General features: G+C 75.7%; 8 protein-coding genes. 7 read left to right on the forward strand and 1 reads right to left on the reverse strand.

Going from position 1 to position 19,074, the window contains the following annotated elements:
* Positions 1-23 precede the first annotated feature (23 nt).
* The 7 genes from ACPC54_RS25125 (at position 24) to ACPC54_RS25155 (ending at position 16,545) form a co-directional block, all read left to right on the forward strand.
* Positions 24-1,262 (forward strand): MFS transporter, encoded by a 1,239-nt coding sequence (locus tag ACPC54_RS25125; protein ID WP_498967860.1) that lies wholly within the window; start codon positions 24-26, stop codon positions 1,260-1,262.
* A 454-nt stretch (positions 1,263-1,716) separates the two neighbouring features.
* Complete coding sequence (locus ACPC54_RS25130; RefSeq protein ID WP_498967862.1) at positions 1,717-8,505, forward strand: SDR family NAD(P)-dependent oxidoreductase; 6,789 nt, start codon at positions 1,717-1,719, stop codon at positions 8,503-8,505.
* Between the two features lie 7 nt (positions 8,506-8,512).
* Positions 8,513-13,054: a beta-ketoacyl synthase N-terminal-like domain-containing protein gene (locus ACPC54_RS25135; protein WP_498967864.1), complete on the forward strand. Its 4,542-nt coding sequence runs from the start codon at positions 8,513-8,515 to the stop codon at positions 13,052-13,054.
* Positions 13,055-13,122: 68 nt separating this feature from the next.
* On the forward strand, positions 13,123-13,377 hold the full coding sequence (locus tag ACPC54_RS25140; RefSeq protein ID WP_498967984.1) for an acyl carrier protein: 255 nt from the start codon (positions 13,123-13,125) through the stop codon (positions 13,375-13,377).
* A gap of 2 nt (positions 13,378-13,379) precedes the next feature.
* Positions 13,380-14,231 (forward strand): alpha/beta fold hydrolase, encoded by an 852-nt coding sequence (locus tag ACPC54_RS25145; RefSeq protein WP_498967865.1) that lies wholly within the window; start codon positions 13,380-13,382, stop codon positions 14,229-14,231.
* Positions 14,228-15,430 (forward strand): glycosyltransferase, encoded by a 1,203-nt coding sequence (locus ACPC54_RS25150; protein ID WP_498967867.1) that lies wholly within the window; start codon positions 14,228-14,230, stop codon positions 15,428-15,430. The genes ACPC54_RS25145 and ACPC54_RS25150 overlap by 4 nt, the downstream gene beginning before the upstream one ends.
* Positions 15,427-16,545, forward strand: a complete 1,119-nt coding sequence (locus ACPC54_RS25155) for a class I SAM-dependent methyltransferase (RefSeq protein WP_498967869.1) — start codon at positions 15,427-15,429, stop codon at positions 16,543-16,545. Before ACPC54_RS25150 ends, ACPC54_RS25155 begins: the two co-directional genes overlap by 4 nt.
* 406 nt (positions 16,546-16,951) lie before the next feature.
* Here the strand turns inward: ACPC54_RS25155 and ACPC54_RS25160 are convergent, their stop codons facing one another.
* Positions 16,952-18,889 (reverse strand): FG-GAP-like repeat-containing protein, encoded by a 1,938-nt coding sequence (locus ACPC54_RS25160; protein ID WP_498967871.1) that lies wholly within the window; start codon positions 18,887-18,889, stop codon positions 16,952-16,954.
* Positions 18,890-19,074: the final 185 nt, after the last annotated feature.

Raw genomic sequence — 19,074 nt, forward strand, 5'->3', positions numbered from 1 at the left:
ACCTGAGAGCGGAGGTGTTCACGGTGCTGATCGGTGAGCCACGCGGTCATCCTCGCGAACCGCTCGGCGCTGCGCACCTGCGCCGCCTGATCGTGGGCCAGGCGCTGGCGGCCGTGGTCGACGCGCTGTTCATCGTCTGGCTCACGCTCTACGTGCTGGAACGGTCGGAACCCGGCTTCGCCACCGGGCTCGTGCTCGTGGCCGTCGCACTGCCGCGCGTGCTGCTCCTGCCGCCCGGGGGCGTCCTGGTCGACCGCCTCGGTCCCGCCCGGGTGGTGGCCGGCGCCGCCTGGCTCCGGGTCGCCGTCCTGCTCGCCCTCGCCGCGTCGGTCGCCGGCGCCTCGCCCTCGGTGCCGACGGTCGCGGTGCTCGGCGGGCTGCTCGGCGCCGCCGACGCCGCGTACTTCCCCGCAGCGCTGGCGCTGCTTCCCGCCCTCGTGCCGGCCGAGAAGCTGGCCCGGGTCAACGGGCTGGTGCAGGGCGCGGAGTCCACGGGCGATCTGGTCGGCCCGGCGGTGGCCGCCGGGTGCGTCGCCGCGGTCGGCTTCACCGCGACGCTCGGCGGGATCGTGGCGATGGCCGCGCTGGCCGCCGTCGCCCTCGGCACGCTTGTCCGGGCGGTACCGCGCGGAGGTTCGGTGCCGGGCGCCGTCGACGGTGAGGCGTTCAGCAGCGCCCGCGCCCTGCACGCGGGTCTGGGGTACGCCTGGCGGGACCCACTGGTGCGCGGGCTGCTGGCCGCCATCGCCCTGATCAACATCGCGGTGGTGGGGCCCGTGCTCGTGGGCGGCGCGGTGCTCGCCGACCAACGCCTCGGCGGCGCGGGCGCCCTGGGCGTCGTACTCTCCGGCTTCGGTGCCGGCTCGGTGGCCGGTTCCCTGGTGGTCGGGTGGCGGCCGCCGGCGCGGCGCGGCCGGGCCGTGGTCGCCGGTGTCGCGGCGATCGGCGCGGGCATGGTCGGGCTCTCCGCCGCCGGCGACGTCGCCGCCGCGACGGCGGTCGTCTCCCTCGTCGGCCTCGGCTCCGGGTTCCTCGGCGTGGTCGTCGTGGCCACCCTGCAGGAGCGCGTGCCCGAGCACCTGCTCGGACGGGTGCTCAGCCTCGTCGTGCTGGCCACCGTGGCGTTCGAACCGTTCTCCTACGTGCTGGCCGGCGCCCTGCTCCCGTACGGCACGACGACGCTGTTCCTACTCTGCGGCGGCGCCGTCCTGGTCTGTGCCGGCCTGGTCGCCACCAGTCCGGCGATCCGCTCGCTGCGGTGACCGCGAAGCCCCCGCAGCCGATGAACTCCATGGTCGGGAACCGCCTGGCCCACCCCCGTACCGGAGCAGGTCCATACGATCACCTCCCACGCCGGCGGCGTACTGGTGGGCAGCAAGGACGGCCAGGGCGCGGCACCGGGCCGGGTCCGCACCCCGGGGCCGCGCCACTACCGCCACGCGGCAGCGCCCGATCACCCGGGGAGCGACGCAAGTCGTCTGCCGTATACGAGAGTTGAGTGATCGTCGGAAAAGTGGGTCAGCCATGCGCGAGATATTGACATGCGCATGCAACTTTGGCTTAACCTTGCCGGGCCTACCAATCGGTAGGGTCATTCTTCAACCGGCCAGCGGATCGCGCAACGATGCCTCGCACCCCCCTTCGCGAGGCGCGTAGCCCACTGCGCCAGGAGTCGCACCTGCCCCCGACTGCACCGTGACTCACACCGGAGTGCCCATGAGGCCCAATCCCCCACTGGCCGACCTCGTCATCGGAATCACCCCGTTCCACGGACCTGACGCCGGCCTGGCGGAGGCCGTGTGCCGGGCGGGCGCGCTCGGCGTGCTCGACCTCGGCACCGGCGACCGCCGGGCGCGCGAGGAGCTCGCCCGGCTGTACGAACGTGCCCCCGGCCGGTTCGGGGTGCGGGTCGAGCCCGACTGCGGCCTGACCCCCGATGAGCTGCGCTCCCCGGGCGGCGCCGGCCCGCACACCGTGGTGCTGGCGGCGCCGACCCCGGGCTGGGACGTGGCGGGGCTGGCCGGCGAGTACCGGGTACTCGCCGAAGTGACGGATCTGGCCGAGGCGTTGGCGGCGCTGCGGGCCGGCGCGCACGGCCTGGTCGCACGCGGCAGCGAGTGCGGCGGGCGGGTCGGGGAGCTGAGCACCTTCGTGCTGCTGCAGCAGCTCCTGGCGGCACCGGAGATCGCCGCGCCGGTATGGGCGTGCGGCGGGATCGGGCCGCACACCGCGGCGGCGGCCGTGGCGGGCGGTGCGGCCGGGGTGGTGCTGGACAGCCAGCTGGCCCTGCTGTCCGAGTCGGCCCCGCCGGACGAGGCCGCCGCCGCCCTGCGCGGCCTGGACGGCTCCGAGACCGTGCTGGTGGACGGCCGCCGCTCGCTTCGGCGCGCCCGGCCGGACGGAACCGTCATGGATCTGCCGCTGGGTCAGGACGGTTTCCTGGCCCAGAGATTCGCCGACCGCTGGAGGACCGCCGGCCGAGCGGTCCGGGCCGTCCGGGACGCGGTGCTCGACGGGTTGCGGGCCGCGTCGGCGCCGGGCGCGGCCACCGCGCTGCTCGGGCCGGACGCGCGGATGTGTGACGTGCTGGGCAGCGCACTGCCGGTGGCGCAGGGGCCGATGACCAGGGTCAGCGACCAGCCGGCCTTCGCCGCGGCGGTGGCCGTCGCCGGTGCGCTGCCATTCGTCGCACTGGCGCTGGCGGACCGTGACCAGACCCGCGATCTGCTCGCCCGCACGAGCGCGGCGGCCGGCGGACTCGCCTGGGGCGTCGGCGTGTTGGGCTTCGCCCCGGAGGAGGTGCGCGGCGCCCAGCTGGACGAAGTCCTGGCCGCGCGCCCCACCCACGCGGTGATCGCGGGCGGACGCCCGTCGCAGGCACGGACGTTGGAGCAGGCCGGGATCCGGACATTCCTGCACGTCCCCTCCCCCGGCCTGCTGCGGCAGTTCCTGGAGGACGGGGCGCGCCGGTTCGTCTTCGAGGGCTCGGAGTGCGGCGGGCATGTCGGGCCTCAGCACAGCTTCCCGCTCTGGGAGGCCCAGTTGGCCGTGCTCTCGGACTTCCTGGACGCCGCGGACGCGGTCACCCGAGTCGAGGTGCTGCTCGCGGGAGGCGTGCACGACGAACGGTCGGCGGCGATGGTCGCGGCGCTCGCCGCACCGCTGGCGGGCCGAGGCGTGGCGGCGGGCCTGCTGATGGGCACGGCGTACCTGTTCACCGAGGAGGCGGTCGCCCTGGGCGCCGTCCGGCCGCAGTTCCAGCGGCAGGTGCTGGCCGCGCGCGGGACGGAGCTTCTGCAGACGGCGCCGGGCCACGCCACCCGCTGCGTACCGAGCCCGTTCACCGCGGAGTTCCGGCGGACCCGCGAGCGGCTTCGGGCGGACGGCGTGCCGGACCGCGAAGTCTGGGAGCGGCTGGAGCAGTTGAACGTGGGCCGGCTGCGGGTCGCCAGCAAGGGTCTGGACCGGGTGGCGGGTTCGCTGACCGGCGTCGACGAACAGGAGCAGCTGGCCCGCGGGATGTTCATGGCCGGCCAGGTCGCGGTGCTGCGTTCGGCCGCCACCACGCTGGCCGAGCTGCACACGGCGGTCAGCACCGGCGCGGCCGAGTTCCTGGCCACCCGGGCCGCGCAGTTGGTCCAGCAGCTGGAGCTGGAGCCGGCCGCGCAGGCCGACCCGGTGGCCGCGCCGCTGGAGATCGCGGTGATCGGCATGGCGGGCATGTTCCCGAACGCGCCGGACCTACCGGCCTTCTGGGCCAACGTGGTGGGCGGGGTCGACGCGGTCACCGAGGTGCCCGCCGAGCGCTGGGACCCGGCGCTGTACTACTCGCCGGACGGCGAGCCCGGCAGCACGCCGTCCAGGTGGGGTGGCTTCCTGCCGCCGATCCCGTTCGACCCGCTGAGCTACGGCATCCCGCCGACCGCCCTGGCCAGCATCGAGCCGGTCCAGCTGCTGGCGCTGGAGGCCGCGCGCCGGGCGCTGGTGGACGCCGGCTACGACGGCGGCGGAGCGGAGGGCGGGCGGAGCTTCGACCGCTCCCGGACCACGGTGGTGTTCGGCGCGGAGGCGGGCAGCGACCTGTCGAACGCCGGGGTGCTGGCGTCGGTCCTGCCGGCGTACCTGGGCCGGGTGCCGGAGCCGCTCGCGGCCCAGCTGCCCAAGCTCACGGAGGACTCCTTCCCGGGCATGCTGGCCAACGTCATCTCGGGCCGGATCGCCAACCGGCTGGACCTGGGCGGCGCCAACTTCACGGTGGACGCGGCCTGTGCGTCCTCGCTGGCGGCGCTGGACGTGGCCTGCAAGGAGCTGGTCGCGGGCACCAGCGACCTGGCGCTGTGCGGCGGCGCGGACCTGCACAACGGGATCAACGACTACCTGCTGTTCGCCTCGGTGCACGCGCTCTCGCCGACCGGCCGCTCCCGCCCGTTCGACGCCTCGGCGGACGGCATCGCGCTGGGCGAGGGCGTGGGCTGCCTGGTGCTCAAGCGCCTGGCCGACGCGGAGCGGGACGGCGACCGGGTGTACGCGGTGGTCCAGGGCGTCGGCAGCGCGAGCGACGGCCGTTCGCTGGGCCTGACGGCCCCGCGCCCCGAGGGGCAGCGGGCGGCACTGGAGCGCGCGTACCGCGGTGCCGGGATCGGGCCGGCCGAGGTGGGGCTGGTGGAGGCGCACGGCACCGGGACGGTGGTCGGCGACCGGGCCGAACTGGCCACGCTGAGCGAGGTCTTCATGGAGGCCGGGGCGGCGCCGGGCAGTTGCGCGCTCGGGTCGGTCAAGTCGCAGATCGGGCACACCAAGTGTGCCGCGGGCCTGGCCGGTCTGATCAAGGCGTCGCTGGCCCTGTACACCGGCGTCAAGCCGCCGACCCTGCACCTGGAGCGGCCGAACCCGGCCTGGCGGGAGTCGGAGAGCCCGTTCGTCTTCCACGCCGAGGCGCAGCCGTGGGCGGTTCCGCCGACCGAACGGGTCGCCGGAGTCAGCGCGTTCGGCTTCGGCGGCACCAACTTCCACGCGGTGCTGCGCGGTTACGACAGCCCCCCGCCGGTGCACGGCCTGCCGCAGTGGCCGGCCGAGCTGTTCCTGTTCCGCGGCACGGACCGGGCCGCAGCGCTGCACGGGGTCGGGGCACTGCTGCAACTGGCGGCGGACGGCGAGCCGTGGCGGCTGCGGGACCTGGCCCTGGCGGCGTCCCGCCGGGCGGAGGCGGGGCGCGGGCCGGTGCAGATCGCCGTGGTGGCCTCGGACGTGGCCGAGTTGACCGGGCTGCTGCACCGCGCGCGGGCCGGGGAACACGCTCCGGCGGACGGGCTGCACCTGGCCGGGCCGCTGGGCGGCGAGGCCGGGCAGGTGGCGTTCCTGTTCCCGGGGCAGGGCAGCCAGCGCCCGGGGATGTTCGCGGAGCTCTTCACGGCCTTCCCGGTGTTGCAGCGTCAGCTACGGCTCGGCCGGGAGTTCGCCGAGGTGCTGTACCCGCCGGCGGCTTTCACCCCGGAGGACCGTGCGGCGCAGCGCGCGGCGGTGACCGACACCCGGGTGGCGCAGCCGGTGCTCGGCGTGACCGGTCTCGCGGCGTACGAGCTGCTGGCGCTGGCCGGGGTGCGCCCGGACCTGGCAGGGGGCCACAGCTACGGCGAGTTGGTCGCGCTGTGCGCGGCCGGGGCGCTCGGCGCGGAGGACCTGGCGTCGCTCAGCGCGGAGCGGGCCCGGGCGATCGTGGACGCGGTCGGCGAGGGCGCGGATCCGGGCGCGATGGCCGCCGTGGCAGCCGGGTCGGAGGAGGTCGGGCGAGCCCTCACGGCGTCCGGCGCGGCCGGCAGCGTGGTGATCGCGAACCACAACTCGCCACGGCAGACGGTGATCTCCGGTGGGACGGAGGCGGTCGCGGCGGCCGGCGAACTGCTGCGGGCGGCCGGGTTCGGGGTCAAGCGGCTGCCCGTCGCGTGTGCCTTCCACAGCCCGCTGGTCGACGGCGCGGGCGAGCGCTTCGCGGCGTCGCTGGCCTCCCGGACGGTGCGCGCGCCGGAGTTCCCGGTCTGGTCGAACCGGACGGCGGCCGCCTACCCGGCGGACCCGGCCGGGGTGCGGGCCGAACTCGCGGCGCAGATCGGCGCACCGGTGCGTTTCGTCGAGCAGATCGAGGCGATGTACCGAACCGGTGCGCGCGTCTTCGTCGAGGCCGGCCCGGGGGCGGTGCTGACCGGTCTGGTGTCGGCCGTCCTCGGCGAGCGGCCGCACCGCGTGGTGGCTGTCGAGGGACGTCGCCGCGGGCTGCCGGGCTTCCTCGACGCGCTGGCCGAACTGGCGGTCGCGGGAGTGCCGGTGCGTACCGGGCCGCTGCTGCGCGGCCGGGACGCGGTGGACCCGGGCCGGGTGCGCACCACGCGCCGGCCCGGCTGGACGGTGGACGGGCACTTGGTGCGGACGGCCGCCGGAGACCTGCTGCCCGGTGCGCTGGCACCGGCCCGACCCGTACCGGAGGCTCTGATGACCGCGCAGGCACCGCAGGAGAACGGCGGGTACGAAGGCGCGGGTGACGCGCTGGTGGCGGACTACCTGCGCACCAGCCGGGAACTGATCGCGGCCCAACGGGACGTGCTGATGACGTACTTCGGCGGCGCGGCCGCGGCGCCGGCCCGGCCGGCCCCCGTCGCTCCCGCGGTCACCCCGGTGGCCCCGGCGCTGCCGGCCGCGGCCGCCGAGCCTACGGTGCTCGCGGCGTCCGAACCGGTGGACCTGCTGCACGTCGTGGTCGAGATCATCAGCGAACGCACCGGCTACCCGGCCGACATGATCGAACCCCACCTCGACCTCGAAGCCGACCTCAGCATCGACTCCATCAAGCGCACCGAGATCATCGGCCAACTCGCCCGCCGCCTCACCACCACCGGCACCGACCTCACCACCCTCGACGACCGACAGATCGAAGAACTCTCCCGCGCCCGCACCGTCACGGCCATCACCACCTGGCTCACCACCCACACCACCCCCGCCACCCAACCGAACCCGGAGCCCGCCGCCGCCCCTGAACCCGCCGCCGTCGTGGCCGGCCACGAGCCGGTCCGCCTGCGGTTCGCCGCCGTTCCGCTGCCCGACCCCACCGGATCGCCGGACACGCTCGCGGGCCGCCGCTTCGCCCTGCTGGGCGACGACGGCCACGACCTCGCCGCCGCGCTCGCCGCCCGGCTCGGCGCGGCCGGCGCAGCCGCCCTGCCGTTCGATGCGGCACACGAACTGTCCCCCGCAGACGGCCCGTTGGACGGCGTGCTACTCCTCGACCCGCTCGCCGAGCGCGGCGCGCCGGTGCTGCCCGGCTGTGTCCCCGCCCTGCAGGCCGCGCTGGCCCTGGCACCGCGCCACCTACTCGCCGCCCGCCCCGCGACGCCGTCCGCCGGCGGCCGGGCGGACGGGCTGCGCGGGCTGTTCCGCACGCTGGCGCGCGAGTACCCGGACAGCACGGTCCGGCTGGTCGAAGTCGAGCCGGCCGAGGCGGCGGACGCGCTGGTCGCCGAGCTGCTGGCCGACGACCGGGAGCCGGTGGTGCTGCGCGGCCCGGCCGGCCGCCAGGGGCTGGCGCTCGCCGAGGAGGGCCTCGGCGTGCTGGGCCGCACGGGTGCCGGCCCGGCCGGCGACGGCGTCGCGGAGACCGCCGCGCTGGGGCTGGACCGCGACGCCGTGGTGCTGCTGGTCGGCGGCGCGCGCGGGATCACCGCGCGGTTCGCGGCGACGCTCGCCGCGGCCGGCCACTGCCGTCTGGAGCTGCTGGGCCGGACCGCCGCCCCGGAGGGCCCCGAGGACCCGGCGACGGCCGCCGCCCGCGACCGCTCCGCGCTACGGGCCGCACTCGCCCGGCAGGGCGTCCCGTTGCCGCAGGTCGACGCCGCGGCGTCCCGCCTGCTGGCCGGACGCGAGGTCGCGGCGACGCTCGACGAGCTGTCCGCGCTGGGCTCGCCGGCCCGCTACCGGACGGTGAACGCCGCCGATCCGGCCGCCCTCCGCCAGGCCGTCAAGGAAGTGCACGCCGAGTACGGCCGGCTGGACGGCGTGGTCTATGCCGCGGGCGTGATCGAGGACAAGGTGCTGGCGGAGAAGGACCCGGATTCGTTCCGGCGGGTCTTCGCCACCAAGGCGCACGGCGCCGCCGCCCTGCTCGACGCGCTGGCCGAACTCCCGGACAGGCCGCGGTTCACCGTGCTGTTCGGCAGCGTCGCGGCCGCGCTGGGCAACCGCGGCCAGGCCGACTACGCCGCGGCGAACGACGCGCTGGAGGAGCTGGGCGCCCGCTGGACGCTGCGGACCGGCGGCCGGGCGCTGACCGTCCACTGGGGCCCGTGGGCGCCGTCCGGAGCACACGGCGGCATGGTCACCGAGGAGCTGGCCCGGGACTACCGGCGGCGGGGCGTACGGCTGATCGATCCGGACGCGGGCACGCTGGCACTACTGCGCGAGCTGGCCTGGGGCGAGGAGTCGGTGCCGTCCGTGGTCTACACCGCGTCGGGCTGGTGACGGCGCGGTGTCCCTGACCGGAACCCAGCTGCCCCCGGTGGCGGTGGTGGGCATGGCCGTACTGCTGCCCGGCGCGCCCGACCTGGCGGCCTACTGGCGGAACCTGGTCGACGGCGTCGACGCGATCACGGACGTCCCCGAGGGTCGTTGGGACGCGGAGTACTACGACCCGAAGGCCGCCTTCGGGCCGGCCGCGCCGGACCGGCTGTACTGCCGCCGCGGCGGCTTCGTCGACGGGCTGGCCGAGGTGCAGCCGACCCGGTTCGGCCTGATGCCGAACTCGCTCGCCGGCACCGAGCCCGACCAGCTGATCGCGCTCCAGGTCGCCGCGGCGGCCATCGCGGACGCCGGCGGAGCCGACCGTCTGCCGGACCGCGACCGGGTCGGGGTGGTGCTGGGCCGCGGCGGGTACCTGACACCGGGCCTGGTCCGACTCGACCAGCGCGTGCGCAGCGCGCACCAGCTGGTCCGCACCCTCGGCGAGCTGCTGCCGCACCTGACCGACAGTCAACTCGACCGCGTGCGCGCGGCGTTCGCTCAGCAGCTGGGGCCGGACCGGCCGGAGTCGGCGATCGGCCTGGTGCCGAACCTGACCGCCTCCCGGCTGGCCAACCGGCTCGACCTGCGCGGCCCCGCCTACACCGTGGACGCGGCCTGCGCGTCGTCGCTCGTCGCGGTGGACCAGGCGGTGGGCGAGCTGGCGACCGGACGCTGCGACGCGGTCCTCGCGGGCGGGGTGCACCACTGCCACGACGTCACGCTGTGGAGCGTGTTCGCCCAGCTGCGGGCGCTCTCGCCGAGCCAGCGGATCCGCCCGTTCCACCGGCAGGCCGACGGCATCCTGATCGGCGAGGGCACCGGCGTGGTGGTGCTCAAGCGGCTCGCCGACGCCGAGCGCGACGGGGACCGCGTCTACGCGGTGATCCGGGGTACCGGGGTGGCCGGCGACGGCCGGACGGCCGGGCTCGCCAACCCCGACCCCGGTGGGCAGAGCCGGGCGGTGCGGGCGGCCTGGCGGGCGGCCGGGCTCGACCCGGCCGCGCCCGGCGCACTCGGCCTGCTGGAGGCACACGGCACCGCGACCCCGGCCGGCGACGCCGCCGAACTCACCACGCTGGCCGAAGTGTTCGGCCGGGCGGCGGAGGGTTCGGAGCGCTCGGTGCTCGGCTCGGTCAAGTCGATGATCGGCCACACCATGCCGGCCGCCGGCATCGCGGGCCTGGTCAAGGCGGCGCTCGCGGTGCACCACGGGCTGCTGCTGCCCACGCTGCACTGCGACGACCCGCACCCGGCCCTGGCCGCGACCCGCTTTCGCACCATCGACGCGGCCCGGCCCTGGGAGCCCGGTCCGGGCCCGCGGCGCGCGGCGGTGAACGCCTTCGGCTTCGGCGGTGTCAACGCCCACGTGGTGCTGGAGCAGGCCCCCGGTGCAGGCTCCTCGCCCGCGATCGCGCCCGTGCGGCCGACTGTCGTTGCCGAGCCCGAGCGGGTGCTGCGGCTGGCCGCCGACGGGCCGGAGCAGCTGGCGCGGCTGCTGGCGGCCGGGGACTCCGCCGTCCTGGCCGCCGGCCTGCCCGAGCGGGGCGGACCCGCGCCGCGCTGCCGGGTGGCGATCGTCGACCCGACCGCCAAGCGGCTGGCGCTGGCCCGGCGGGCGGTGAGCCGCGGCCGGGCCTGGCGCGGGCGCAACGACGTCTGGTTCGCACCGCGCCCCCTGCTCGGGGAGCACGCGACCGGGCGGGTGGCGTTCCTCTTCCCCGGACTGGAGGGCGAGTTCGTCCCCCGGGTGACGGAGGTGGCCGACCATTTCGGCCTGCCCCGCCCGCTCGGCGCCGACACCGCACAGGTGGGCGACGTCGCCCGGCACGGCGCCGGCGTGGTCGGTGTCGGCCGGCTGCTGGACGCCGCGCTGCGCCGGATCGGCATACGGCCGGACGGCGTCGCCGGGCACAGCGTCGGCGAGTGGACGGCGATGATCTGCGCCGGGCTGCACTCCGGCGCCGCGGTGGACTCCTTCCTGAGCACCTTCGACCCCGCCTCACTGCACGTTCCCGGCCTCGCCTTCGCCACCCTCGGCACCTCGGCGGCCGAGGTGCTCGACGCGCTGGCGACGGTGGAGGGCCTGGCCGAGGTGGTGCTCTCGCACGACAACGCGCCCCAGCAGGCGATCGTCTGCGGCCCGGAGCAGCCGGTCGCCGAGCTGGTCCGGCACTTCCGCGCCCGCGGCGTCCTCGGCCAGGTACTGCCGTTCCGGTCGGGCTTCCACACCCCGATGCTGGGGCCGTACCTGGCGCCGATCCGGGAGGCCGCCGAGCGCTTCGAACTCCACCGGCCCACCGTGCCGGTGTGGTCGGGGACGACCGCGGCGCCCTTCCCGGCCGGCGAGGCCGAGGTGCGTGCGCTGTTCCTGCGTCACCTGCTGGAGCCGGTCCGGTTCCGGCCGCTGGTCGAGGCGATGTACGAGGCCGGGTTCCGAGCCTTCGTCCAGGTCGGCACCGGGCAGCTGGGCTCACTGGTGGGCGATATCCTGGGCGAGCGCGAACACCTGGTCGTCGCCGCCAACTCCCCGCACCGGGACGGGCTGGCGCAACTGCGCCGGGTCGCCGCGGCGCTCTGGGCGAACGGCGCCTCGCCGGACGCCGCCGCCCTGCTGCCCACCGCCCCCGAGCAGCGCCCGCACCCGGCCGTACCGGTCGGCCTCGACAGCGCGCTGGTCTCGCTGGACCCGACCGCGCTCACCGCCCTGCGATCCGAACTGGGTTCCGCCACGGGGACGGTGTCCACGCCACCGGTCGGCGAACTGGCCGCGCTCGCGGCCCGCTTCCCGGTGGCGGCCGAACTCGGCGCGCTGCTACGGGAGACCGAGCGGACGGCGGCCGAACTGATCGGCGCGCGGCGGCGGTTCGGCCCCGCCCCGGCACTCGCGACACCCCGGGCCGTACCGCCTCGGGCCGAACCGCCCCGGGCCGACAGGCTGCGGATCTCCGTGGACACCATGCCCTACTTGCTGGACCACTGCTTCTTCCGCCAACGGCCGGGCTGGCCCGAGGTGTCGGACCGCTGGCCGGTGGTCCCCGCCACCACGATCATCCAGCACCTGATGGACGCCGCCGAGCGGGCCGACCCGGAGCGGGTCACCGCCGCGCTGTCCGACCTGCGGTTCGAGCAGTGGGTACCGGCCGCCACGCCGCTGGACGTGGAGATCACCCTCAAGGACGCCGGGCCGGGCCGCCTCGCCGCCTCCTTCGGCGGCTTCGCCGGCGGAACGGTCGAACTGGCGCATCGGTACGATCGGCCGCCCGCACCCTGGCCGGTGCGACCCACCGCCGAACGAACCCCGGACCTCACCGCCGCCGGGCTCTACCAGGAGCGCTGGATGTTCCACGGCCCGGCCTTCCAGGGCGTGACCGAACTGACCGCGATCGGCGAGAACCACGTCCGTGGCGTGATCACGGTACCGGCCGCCCCGGGCGCGCTGCTCGACAACGTCGGCCAGCTGCTCGGCTACTGGATCATGGCCACCCGCACCGACCGTTCCGTGGTCTTCCCGGTCGGCATCCGCCGACTGTGCTTCTACGGGCCGCCGCCCGAGCCCGGCACCCGGCTCCCCTGCCACATCCGGATCACCGCCCTGACCGACGACACCCTCGAAGCCGAGGTGCAACTGCAGTCCGGCGGCCGGGTCTGGGCACAGGTGCAGGGCTGGCAGGACCGGCGCTTCGACAGCCACCCCGACACCAGGGCGACCGAACGCTTCGTCGAGCGCGCGACGCTCTCCCGGCCGCAACCCGGCGGCTGGGTGCTGCTGCACGAGCGCTGGCCGGACCTCGCCTCCCGCGACCTGGTCATGCGCAACCACCTGGGCTCCGCCGAGCGCGCCCGCTACGAGCAGCAGCCTCCCCGGACGCGCCGGGCCTGGCTGCTGGGCCGGATCGCGGCGAAGGACGCGATCCGACGCCTGCTGTGGGCCGAGGACGGGCGCCGGCCGTTCCCCGCCGAGATCGAGGTGCTCAACGACCCGTCCGGCCGGCCCCTGGTCCGCGGCCTGCACGGCCTGCGACTGCCCGAGCTGGAGGTCTCGCTGGCCCACCGCCCGGAGATCGCGGTGGCCGTCGCCAGACCGGCCCGGCCCGCCGGCGCACCCGGCATCGGCATCGACGTCGAGGAAGTCGCTCCGCGCCCGGCCGAAACCCTCCGGGTCGCGCTCGGCCGGGCGGAGCTGGAGCTGCTGGACGCCTGCCGGGCCGGCGACGGCGAGACCGAGGCCCTGTGGTTCACCCGGTTCTGGGCCGCGAAGGAGGCCGCCGCCAAGGCCGAGCGGACCGGACTCGGCGGCCGACCGCGCGACTTCACGGTGGTCGCCGCGGAACCGTCCGCGCTGCTCGTCGTCGCCGACGGGCCCGACGGCCCCCGCACCCACCGGGTGCGCTGCGCCCGCCTCGGCAGCCCACCCGACCTGCCGCCCCGGCAGTACGTGGTGGCCTGGACCGCCGACGACCTCGACCATCCCCACCACCCCGAGCGCCCTGAAGGGAACCGAGCCAAGTGACCATCAGCGAACAGCCCACGGGCCTGCGCCCGCCCACCGAGCCGGAGGTCCTGGCCGAGCTCGCCGGCATGCTGACCGTGGTGCTCGACGATTGCGGCCTGGACGACGCGGAGGTCACCCTGCAGACGCGGTTCACCGAGGACCTCGGCCTGGAGAGCATCGACCTGGTCACACTGGCCGGACAACTGCGGGAGCGCTGGGGCGACCGGATCAACTTCGCCGAGTTCGTCGCGGGCATGGAACTCGACGAGATCATCGGCCTGACCGTCGGCCGCCTGGTCGAGTACGTGGTCGACCGGCTCCAGCCCGGAGAGCGGGCCTGACCATGACCTTCGTCGACCTCGACGGCCTGCGCTGCCACGTGCAGCGGCTCGGCCCGCAGGACGGCCGGCCGCCCGCCGCCACGGCCGTCCTGCTGCACGGGCTGCTCACGGACAGCCTCGCCAGCTTCTACTTCACCCTCGCTCCCGCCCTCGCCGCGGCCGGCGTCGAGGTGCTGATGTACGACCAGCGCGGCCACGGCCGCACCGCCCGGCCGCCCGCCGGCTACCGGCTGGAGCAGTTCGTCGGCGATCTGGAGCGGCTGCTGGACCGGCTGGCGGTCACCGACCGGGTGCACCTGGTCGGCAACTCCTTCGGCGGCACGGTGGCCTTCGGCCTGGCCTCCCGCCGGCCGTCCCAGGTGGCCGGCATCCTCGCGATCGAGTCGGAGCCGGCCTCACTCGGGTGGGCCGGCAAGCTGGACGGCATCCTGCGGCGCTCCGAGCAGCACCTGCGCGACGAGGACACCCTCGCCTGGGTCGCCACCCAGCGCGGCGCGCACACCGCCCGGCTGGCCCGCTCGGCCGGGGCGCTGCTGGCCGGCACCTCGCTGGCCCGGGACATCCCGGCGAGCCGGCTGCCCGCCGAAGCGGAACTGCGGGCGATCCACTGCCCGGTCCTGGCCGTCTACGGCAGCGAGTCCGACCTGGCCGACCAGGCCGCCTGGCTGGACGCCCTGCTGCCCGACTGCCGCAGCGTCGTGGTGCCGGGCCAGGAGCACTCGATCCTCGTCGAAGCCCCGCATGTGGTACGCGAGTTGACGCTGTCCTGGCTCGCCGGGCACGGCGTCGCGCTGCGCGGCCCGCAGGCCGGGCGGCGGCGGCAACCCGCGGTGGCCAAGAGGAGCCTGGTGTGAGCCGGGTGCTGTTCGTCGTCCCGCCGCTGGTCGGACACGTCAACCCGACCGTGGGCGTCGCGGCCGGGCTCGCCGCCCGCGGGCACACCGTCGCCTGGGCCGGACTGCCGGAGCTGGTCCGCCCGCTCGCCGGGCCGGCGGCCGAGGTGTTCCCCTGTGCGGTCGCTCCCGGAGCAGAGCCCGGCAGCGCCGTGCGCCGGCCGCCGGAGCTGCGCGGCACGGCGGCGCTGAAGTTCCTCTGGGAAGACTTCCTGGTCCCGCTCGCCGAGGCGATGGCTCCCGGAGTGGCTTCGGCGGTGGCCGACTTCGAGCCCGACCTCCTGGTGGTCGACCAGCAGGCGCTGGCCGGCGCGCTGGTCGCCGAGCGGCTCGGCCTGCCGTGGGCCACCTCGGCGACCACCTCCGCCGAGTTCACCGGCGCGCTGGACGGCATGCCGCTGGTCGAGGCCTGGATCTCCGGCCTGCTGACCGACCTGCGTCACCGCCTCGGCGTTCCGGCCGGCGCCGCCGATCCGCGCTTCTCCCCGCTCCTCGTCCTCGCCTTCACCACGGCCGAGCTGACCGGCCCGCGGGCGGACCGCCAGGTCTGCTTCGTCGGCCCCTCGATCGCCGGACGCCCGGCCTCCACGGCGTTCCCGTGGGAGTGGCTGGACCCGGACCGGGCCACGGTGCTGGTCACCCTCGGCACGGCCAACACCGACGTCGGCGCGGCCTTCCTGGCGGATGGTCGGACAGCCTTGCGGGCCCGGTCCGACCGCCTCCAGGCGGTGATCGTCGACCCCGGCGGCGTCCTCGGCGAGCCGGCGGCCGACCCGAACGTCCTGGTGCTGCCGTTCGTGCCGCAGCTCCAGCTGCTCGCGCACTGCTCGGCCGTGGTCTGCCATGCCGGGCACAACACGGTCTGCGAGGCACTGTGGCACGGCGTGCCGCTGGTGGTCGCACCGATCCGGGACGACCAGCCGGTAGTCGCCGGCCAGGTGGTGGCGGCCGGCGCCGGTGTGCGGGTGCGCTTCGGCCGCGGCCGCGCGGACCGCCTCGGCCAGGCCGTGGACATGGTGCTGGACGACCCCGGGCACCGCGCCGCCGCCCGTCGTATCGCGGCTTCCTTCCGGGCGGCCGGCGGCGCGGCCCGCGCCGCCACCCAGGTGGAACGGCTGCTCAGCGAGGTCCCGCAGGTGTCGGAGAGGAGAACGCGTTGACCACCGCCGAAACCGGGCCCGCGGACCGCGGCGCGCAGGTCGCCGCCCGGCGTCCCGCCTACCAGGCCGAAGTGGCCGAACTGGCCGAACTGGCCGAACTGGCCGACGGCACCGGCCGGTTCTTCGAACCGCGCCGCGCCACCTGCCCATGGTGCGAGTCCGCCCGGCTGACCGTCCGGCTGCGCACCACCGACCTGCTCCAGCACAAGCCGGGCCGCTTCGTGCTGGACGCCTGCCAGGACTGCGGGCACGTCTTCCAGAACCCCCGACTCAGCAGCGCGGGCCTGGAGTTCTACTACCGTGACTTCTACGACGGCCTCGGCGAGCAGCGCCTCGGCGGCATGTTCGGCACCCGGGCGGCCGCCTACCGCAACCGCGCACGGTCCGTCACCCCGTTCGCCGCCGCCCCCGGCAGCTGGCTGGACGTCGGCACCGGCCACGGACACTTCTGCGAGACCGCCCGCGGGCTCTTCCCCGACACCGCCTTCGACGGCCTGGACCTCACCGAGGGCGTCGAGCTGGCCGAGCGGCACGGCCGACTGCGCCGCGGCTTCCGGGGCTCCTTCCCCGCGCTGGCACCCGAACTCGCCGGGCAGTACGACGTCGTCAGCATGTTCCACTACCTGGAGCACAGCACCGACCCGGCCCGCGAACTCGCCGCCGCCCGCCAGGCGTTGCGCCCGAACGGCCTGCTCCTGATCGAGGTGCCCGACCCCGGGAGCCGCTACGCCCGGCTGCTCGGCCGCTGGTGGCTGCCCTGGCTGCAACCCCAGCACCTGCATCTCGTGCCGGTGGCCAACCTGCGCCGCCGCCTGGGCGAGCTGGGCTTCACCGTCCTGCTCGAACAGCACCGCGAACCGCACGACCCGATCGACCTGCTGGCCGCCTGCTGGCTCCTGCTGGACGAGATCGCACCGCGCGAGGACGCCCCCTGGCTGCCCGGCAGCCCGCCGAGCCGCCCGAGCCGGGCGCTGCGGACCGCGGTCCTCCTGGCCGGCGCGCCCGTCCTCCTGCTGGCCGCCCTCCTCGACCGCCTGATCGCCCGCGTCGCGGGCCGCACCGGACTGTCCAACGCCTACCGGCTGCTCGCCCGCCGCACCGAACCGGGCTCATGAACGCCGGCGGACCGGCGGGTGTTCGGGCCCTGAAGGACTCCGTCGCTCAATTCGCCTCGGTCAGACCGCGAGTCGGCAGTGCGTTGCCGCTGCGGCGATCAGCGCAGCGACCGGCCGCCCCGACGCGTTGTCACGCCCGGCGGGCGGGCGGCGATCACAGCTCGCGCAGCGGGGCGAGCAACTCCCTCTGCCCGCCTACGTCGTCTCCGCCGAGGAGCACACGCCTGCCTCCTGCGCCATCGGCACCGGCTGTCGCGGCTGCCGCCGCCCCACTCACCCCACCGGCCTGTGGGGCCGGAGGCCGTGCCTCGGCAGTGGGGCGCGGGGGGGCGGACGGCGCAACGGCCGGGCGGCCCGACAGGGTGTCGGGGCGGCCGGCCGTTGCGGTGTCGTCCTGGTTCGGTGGTCACCAGCCGTCGGTGAGGCGGTAGGGGTGGGTGAAGGAGGCTCCGCCCGTGTTGATCCAGGTGTCGAGGACGCCGTAGGTGTCGTTGCGGGCGATGAGGTCGGCGCGGCCGGTGCCGCGGAAGTCACCGGCGACGGTCTGGGAGAACGGGCCCCAGCCGTCCGTGACGCGGACGCGGGCGCCGAAGGTACCGTCCCCGTTGCCGGCCCACAGGTAGAGGTCGCCCGTCGAGTCCTCCCGCGCCATCAGGTCCGCGTGGCCGGTGCCACGGAAGTCACCCGCGACGGTCTGGGAGAACGGACCCCAGCCGTCCGTGACGCGGACGCGGGCACCGAAGGTACCGTCCCCGTTGCCGGCCCACAGGTAGAGGATGCCCGTCGCATCCTCCCGCGCCATCAGGTCCGCGTGGCCGGTGCCACGGAAGTCACCGGCGACCGTCTCGGAGAACGCGCCCCAGCCGGGGGTCAGGTCGGTCCTGGCGGCGAAGGACCCGTCCCCCAGGCCCGCCCACTCGTACAGGTGGCCGTCCGAGTCGTCGCGGGCGACGAGGTCGGCGCTGCCCTTGCCGTGGAAGGCTCCGGCCGTCGTCTGGGAGAAGGTGTGGGAGGGCCTGGCCGGGGCGGGCCGGGGGGCAAGGACGTCGGCGAGGGCCGCGTTTCCGTTGGTGGTGAAGTGCAGGCGGTCGGAGTCGACGTAGCCGGCGAACGCGGCGCTCGGGTTGATCGGGTCGCGGGTCGCCTCGTCGAAGTCGTGGAAGCCGTCGATCTCCGTCGTCGTGCGGATCCAGTTGTTCACGCACCGGCGCACCTGGTCCCGGGCGGGGGTGTAGTCGCCGTAGCCCTGGAAGGCGGGGATGGTGGCCACCGTGAAGCGGAGCCCGGCCGCGTGCGCGCGCGAGGCCAGCTGCCGGATCCCCGACACGAGTGCGGTGTCGGAGGCGTCGTCCATCGTGATGTCGTTGATGCCCTCGTACAGCACGACGCTGCGCACGCCGGTCTGGGAGAGCACGTCCCGGTCGAAGCGGTTGAGCGCGCTCTGGCCGAACCCGGCGCGTCCTCCCGTCCCGTCGGTGAGGATCCGGTTGCCGGAGATGCCCTTGTTGACGATGCCCTCGGGCGTCGGCTGGGCCCTGAGGGCGCGCCCGTAGTCGTCGGTCCAGCGGGTGTTGGAGTCCTGGTAGGTGTGCCCGCCGTCCACCTGGGAGTCGCCGAGGGCGACGACCGTCCCGTCGCTGCCGGCGGCCGTGACGTCCAGACCGCTGAGGTAGGCCCAGTAGTCGTACCTGGCCGGGAGGTTGGCGCCGTCGGTGTCCTGGCTGTGGTCGGCGCCGTCGCCGGGGGCGGAGGTGTAGGAGGTGGTGAGCGTGTAGGGGTGGTAGGGCGCGGTGGTGATCCCGTTGGGGAGCCAGAGGCTGACCAGCAGGTTCGCGTCCGCGGCGACCGGGAAGGCGACGGGGTCGCTGTAGATCTCGCCGCCGGGCGGGATGACGGCCTGGCCTGATCCGCCGAACGTCAGGGTGACGGGCGCGGCGGCCGCCGTGGCCGGGTTCCCGTTCCGGGTCGCGGTCCCGTCCTGGGCCGCGATGGTGACGTGCCCGATGGTCACCGGGTCCGGGCTGAAGGTGTTCGCCAGGCGGATCCGGGCGGAGCTGCCGCCGATGCTGGTGTGGACGACCATGCGCAGCGTCTGCCGGCCCGTCACGCCCGAGGACGCGGGTGGTCCGGCCAGGCTCATGGCGGTGCCCCAACTCCCGGTCCAGGCCGAGGACGCGGGACGGGGTGCGCTCGGGCCGGACGCGAGCGCGAGGGGCCCCGACCCGCAGCCGGTGGTCGCGTACGCGGGGGCCGTGGGCGGCAGGGTGACGAACGCGCCGACGACGACGGCGGCTGCCGTCAGGGCGGACAGGCGGCCCCGCGGCGGGCGGTGGGCGACGTGCACAGGAATCCTTTCGCTGGGTACGGAAAACCCTTTTCCCGTGCGGTCCAGGCGACGGACAATGGCGGCGCCCCCTTTTCCGGACGAGGAAATCCGATAGGCGGCGAGAACTCCCGGAGTTCGTCCGCCACCCCACGATGCAATCACTCCCGGCCCGGCGTCCGCCAGGTGGAACACCAGGCGGAAAG

Origin of the sequence: Kitasatospora sp. NPDC094028 (assembly GCF_049543595.1) — a bacterium.
Classification (GTDB): domain Bacteria; phylum Actinomycetota; class Actinomycetes; order Streptomycetales; family Streptomycetaceae; genus Kitasatospora.

Excerpts from the sequence above, each read along its gene's own strand:
- ACPC54_RS25130 (WP_498967862.1), top strand. The coding sequence starts at position 1,717 with ATGAGGCCCAATCCCCCACTGGCCGACCTCGTCATCGGAATCACCCCG.
- ACPC54_RS25140 (WP_498967984.1), top strand. The coding sequence starts at position 13,123 with ATGCTGACCGTGGTGCTCGACGATTGCGGCCTGGACGACGCGGAGGTC.
- ACPC54_RS25145 (WP_498967865.1), top strand. The coding sequence starts at position 13,380 with ATGACCTTCGTCGACCTCGACGGCCTGCGCTGCCACGTGCAGCGGCTC.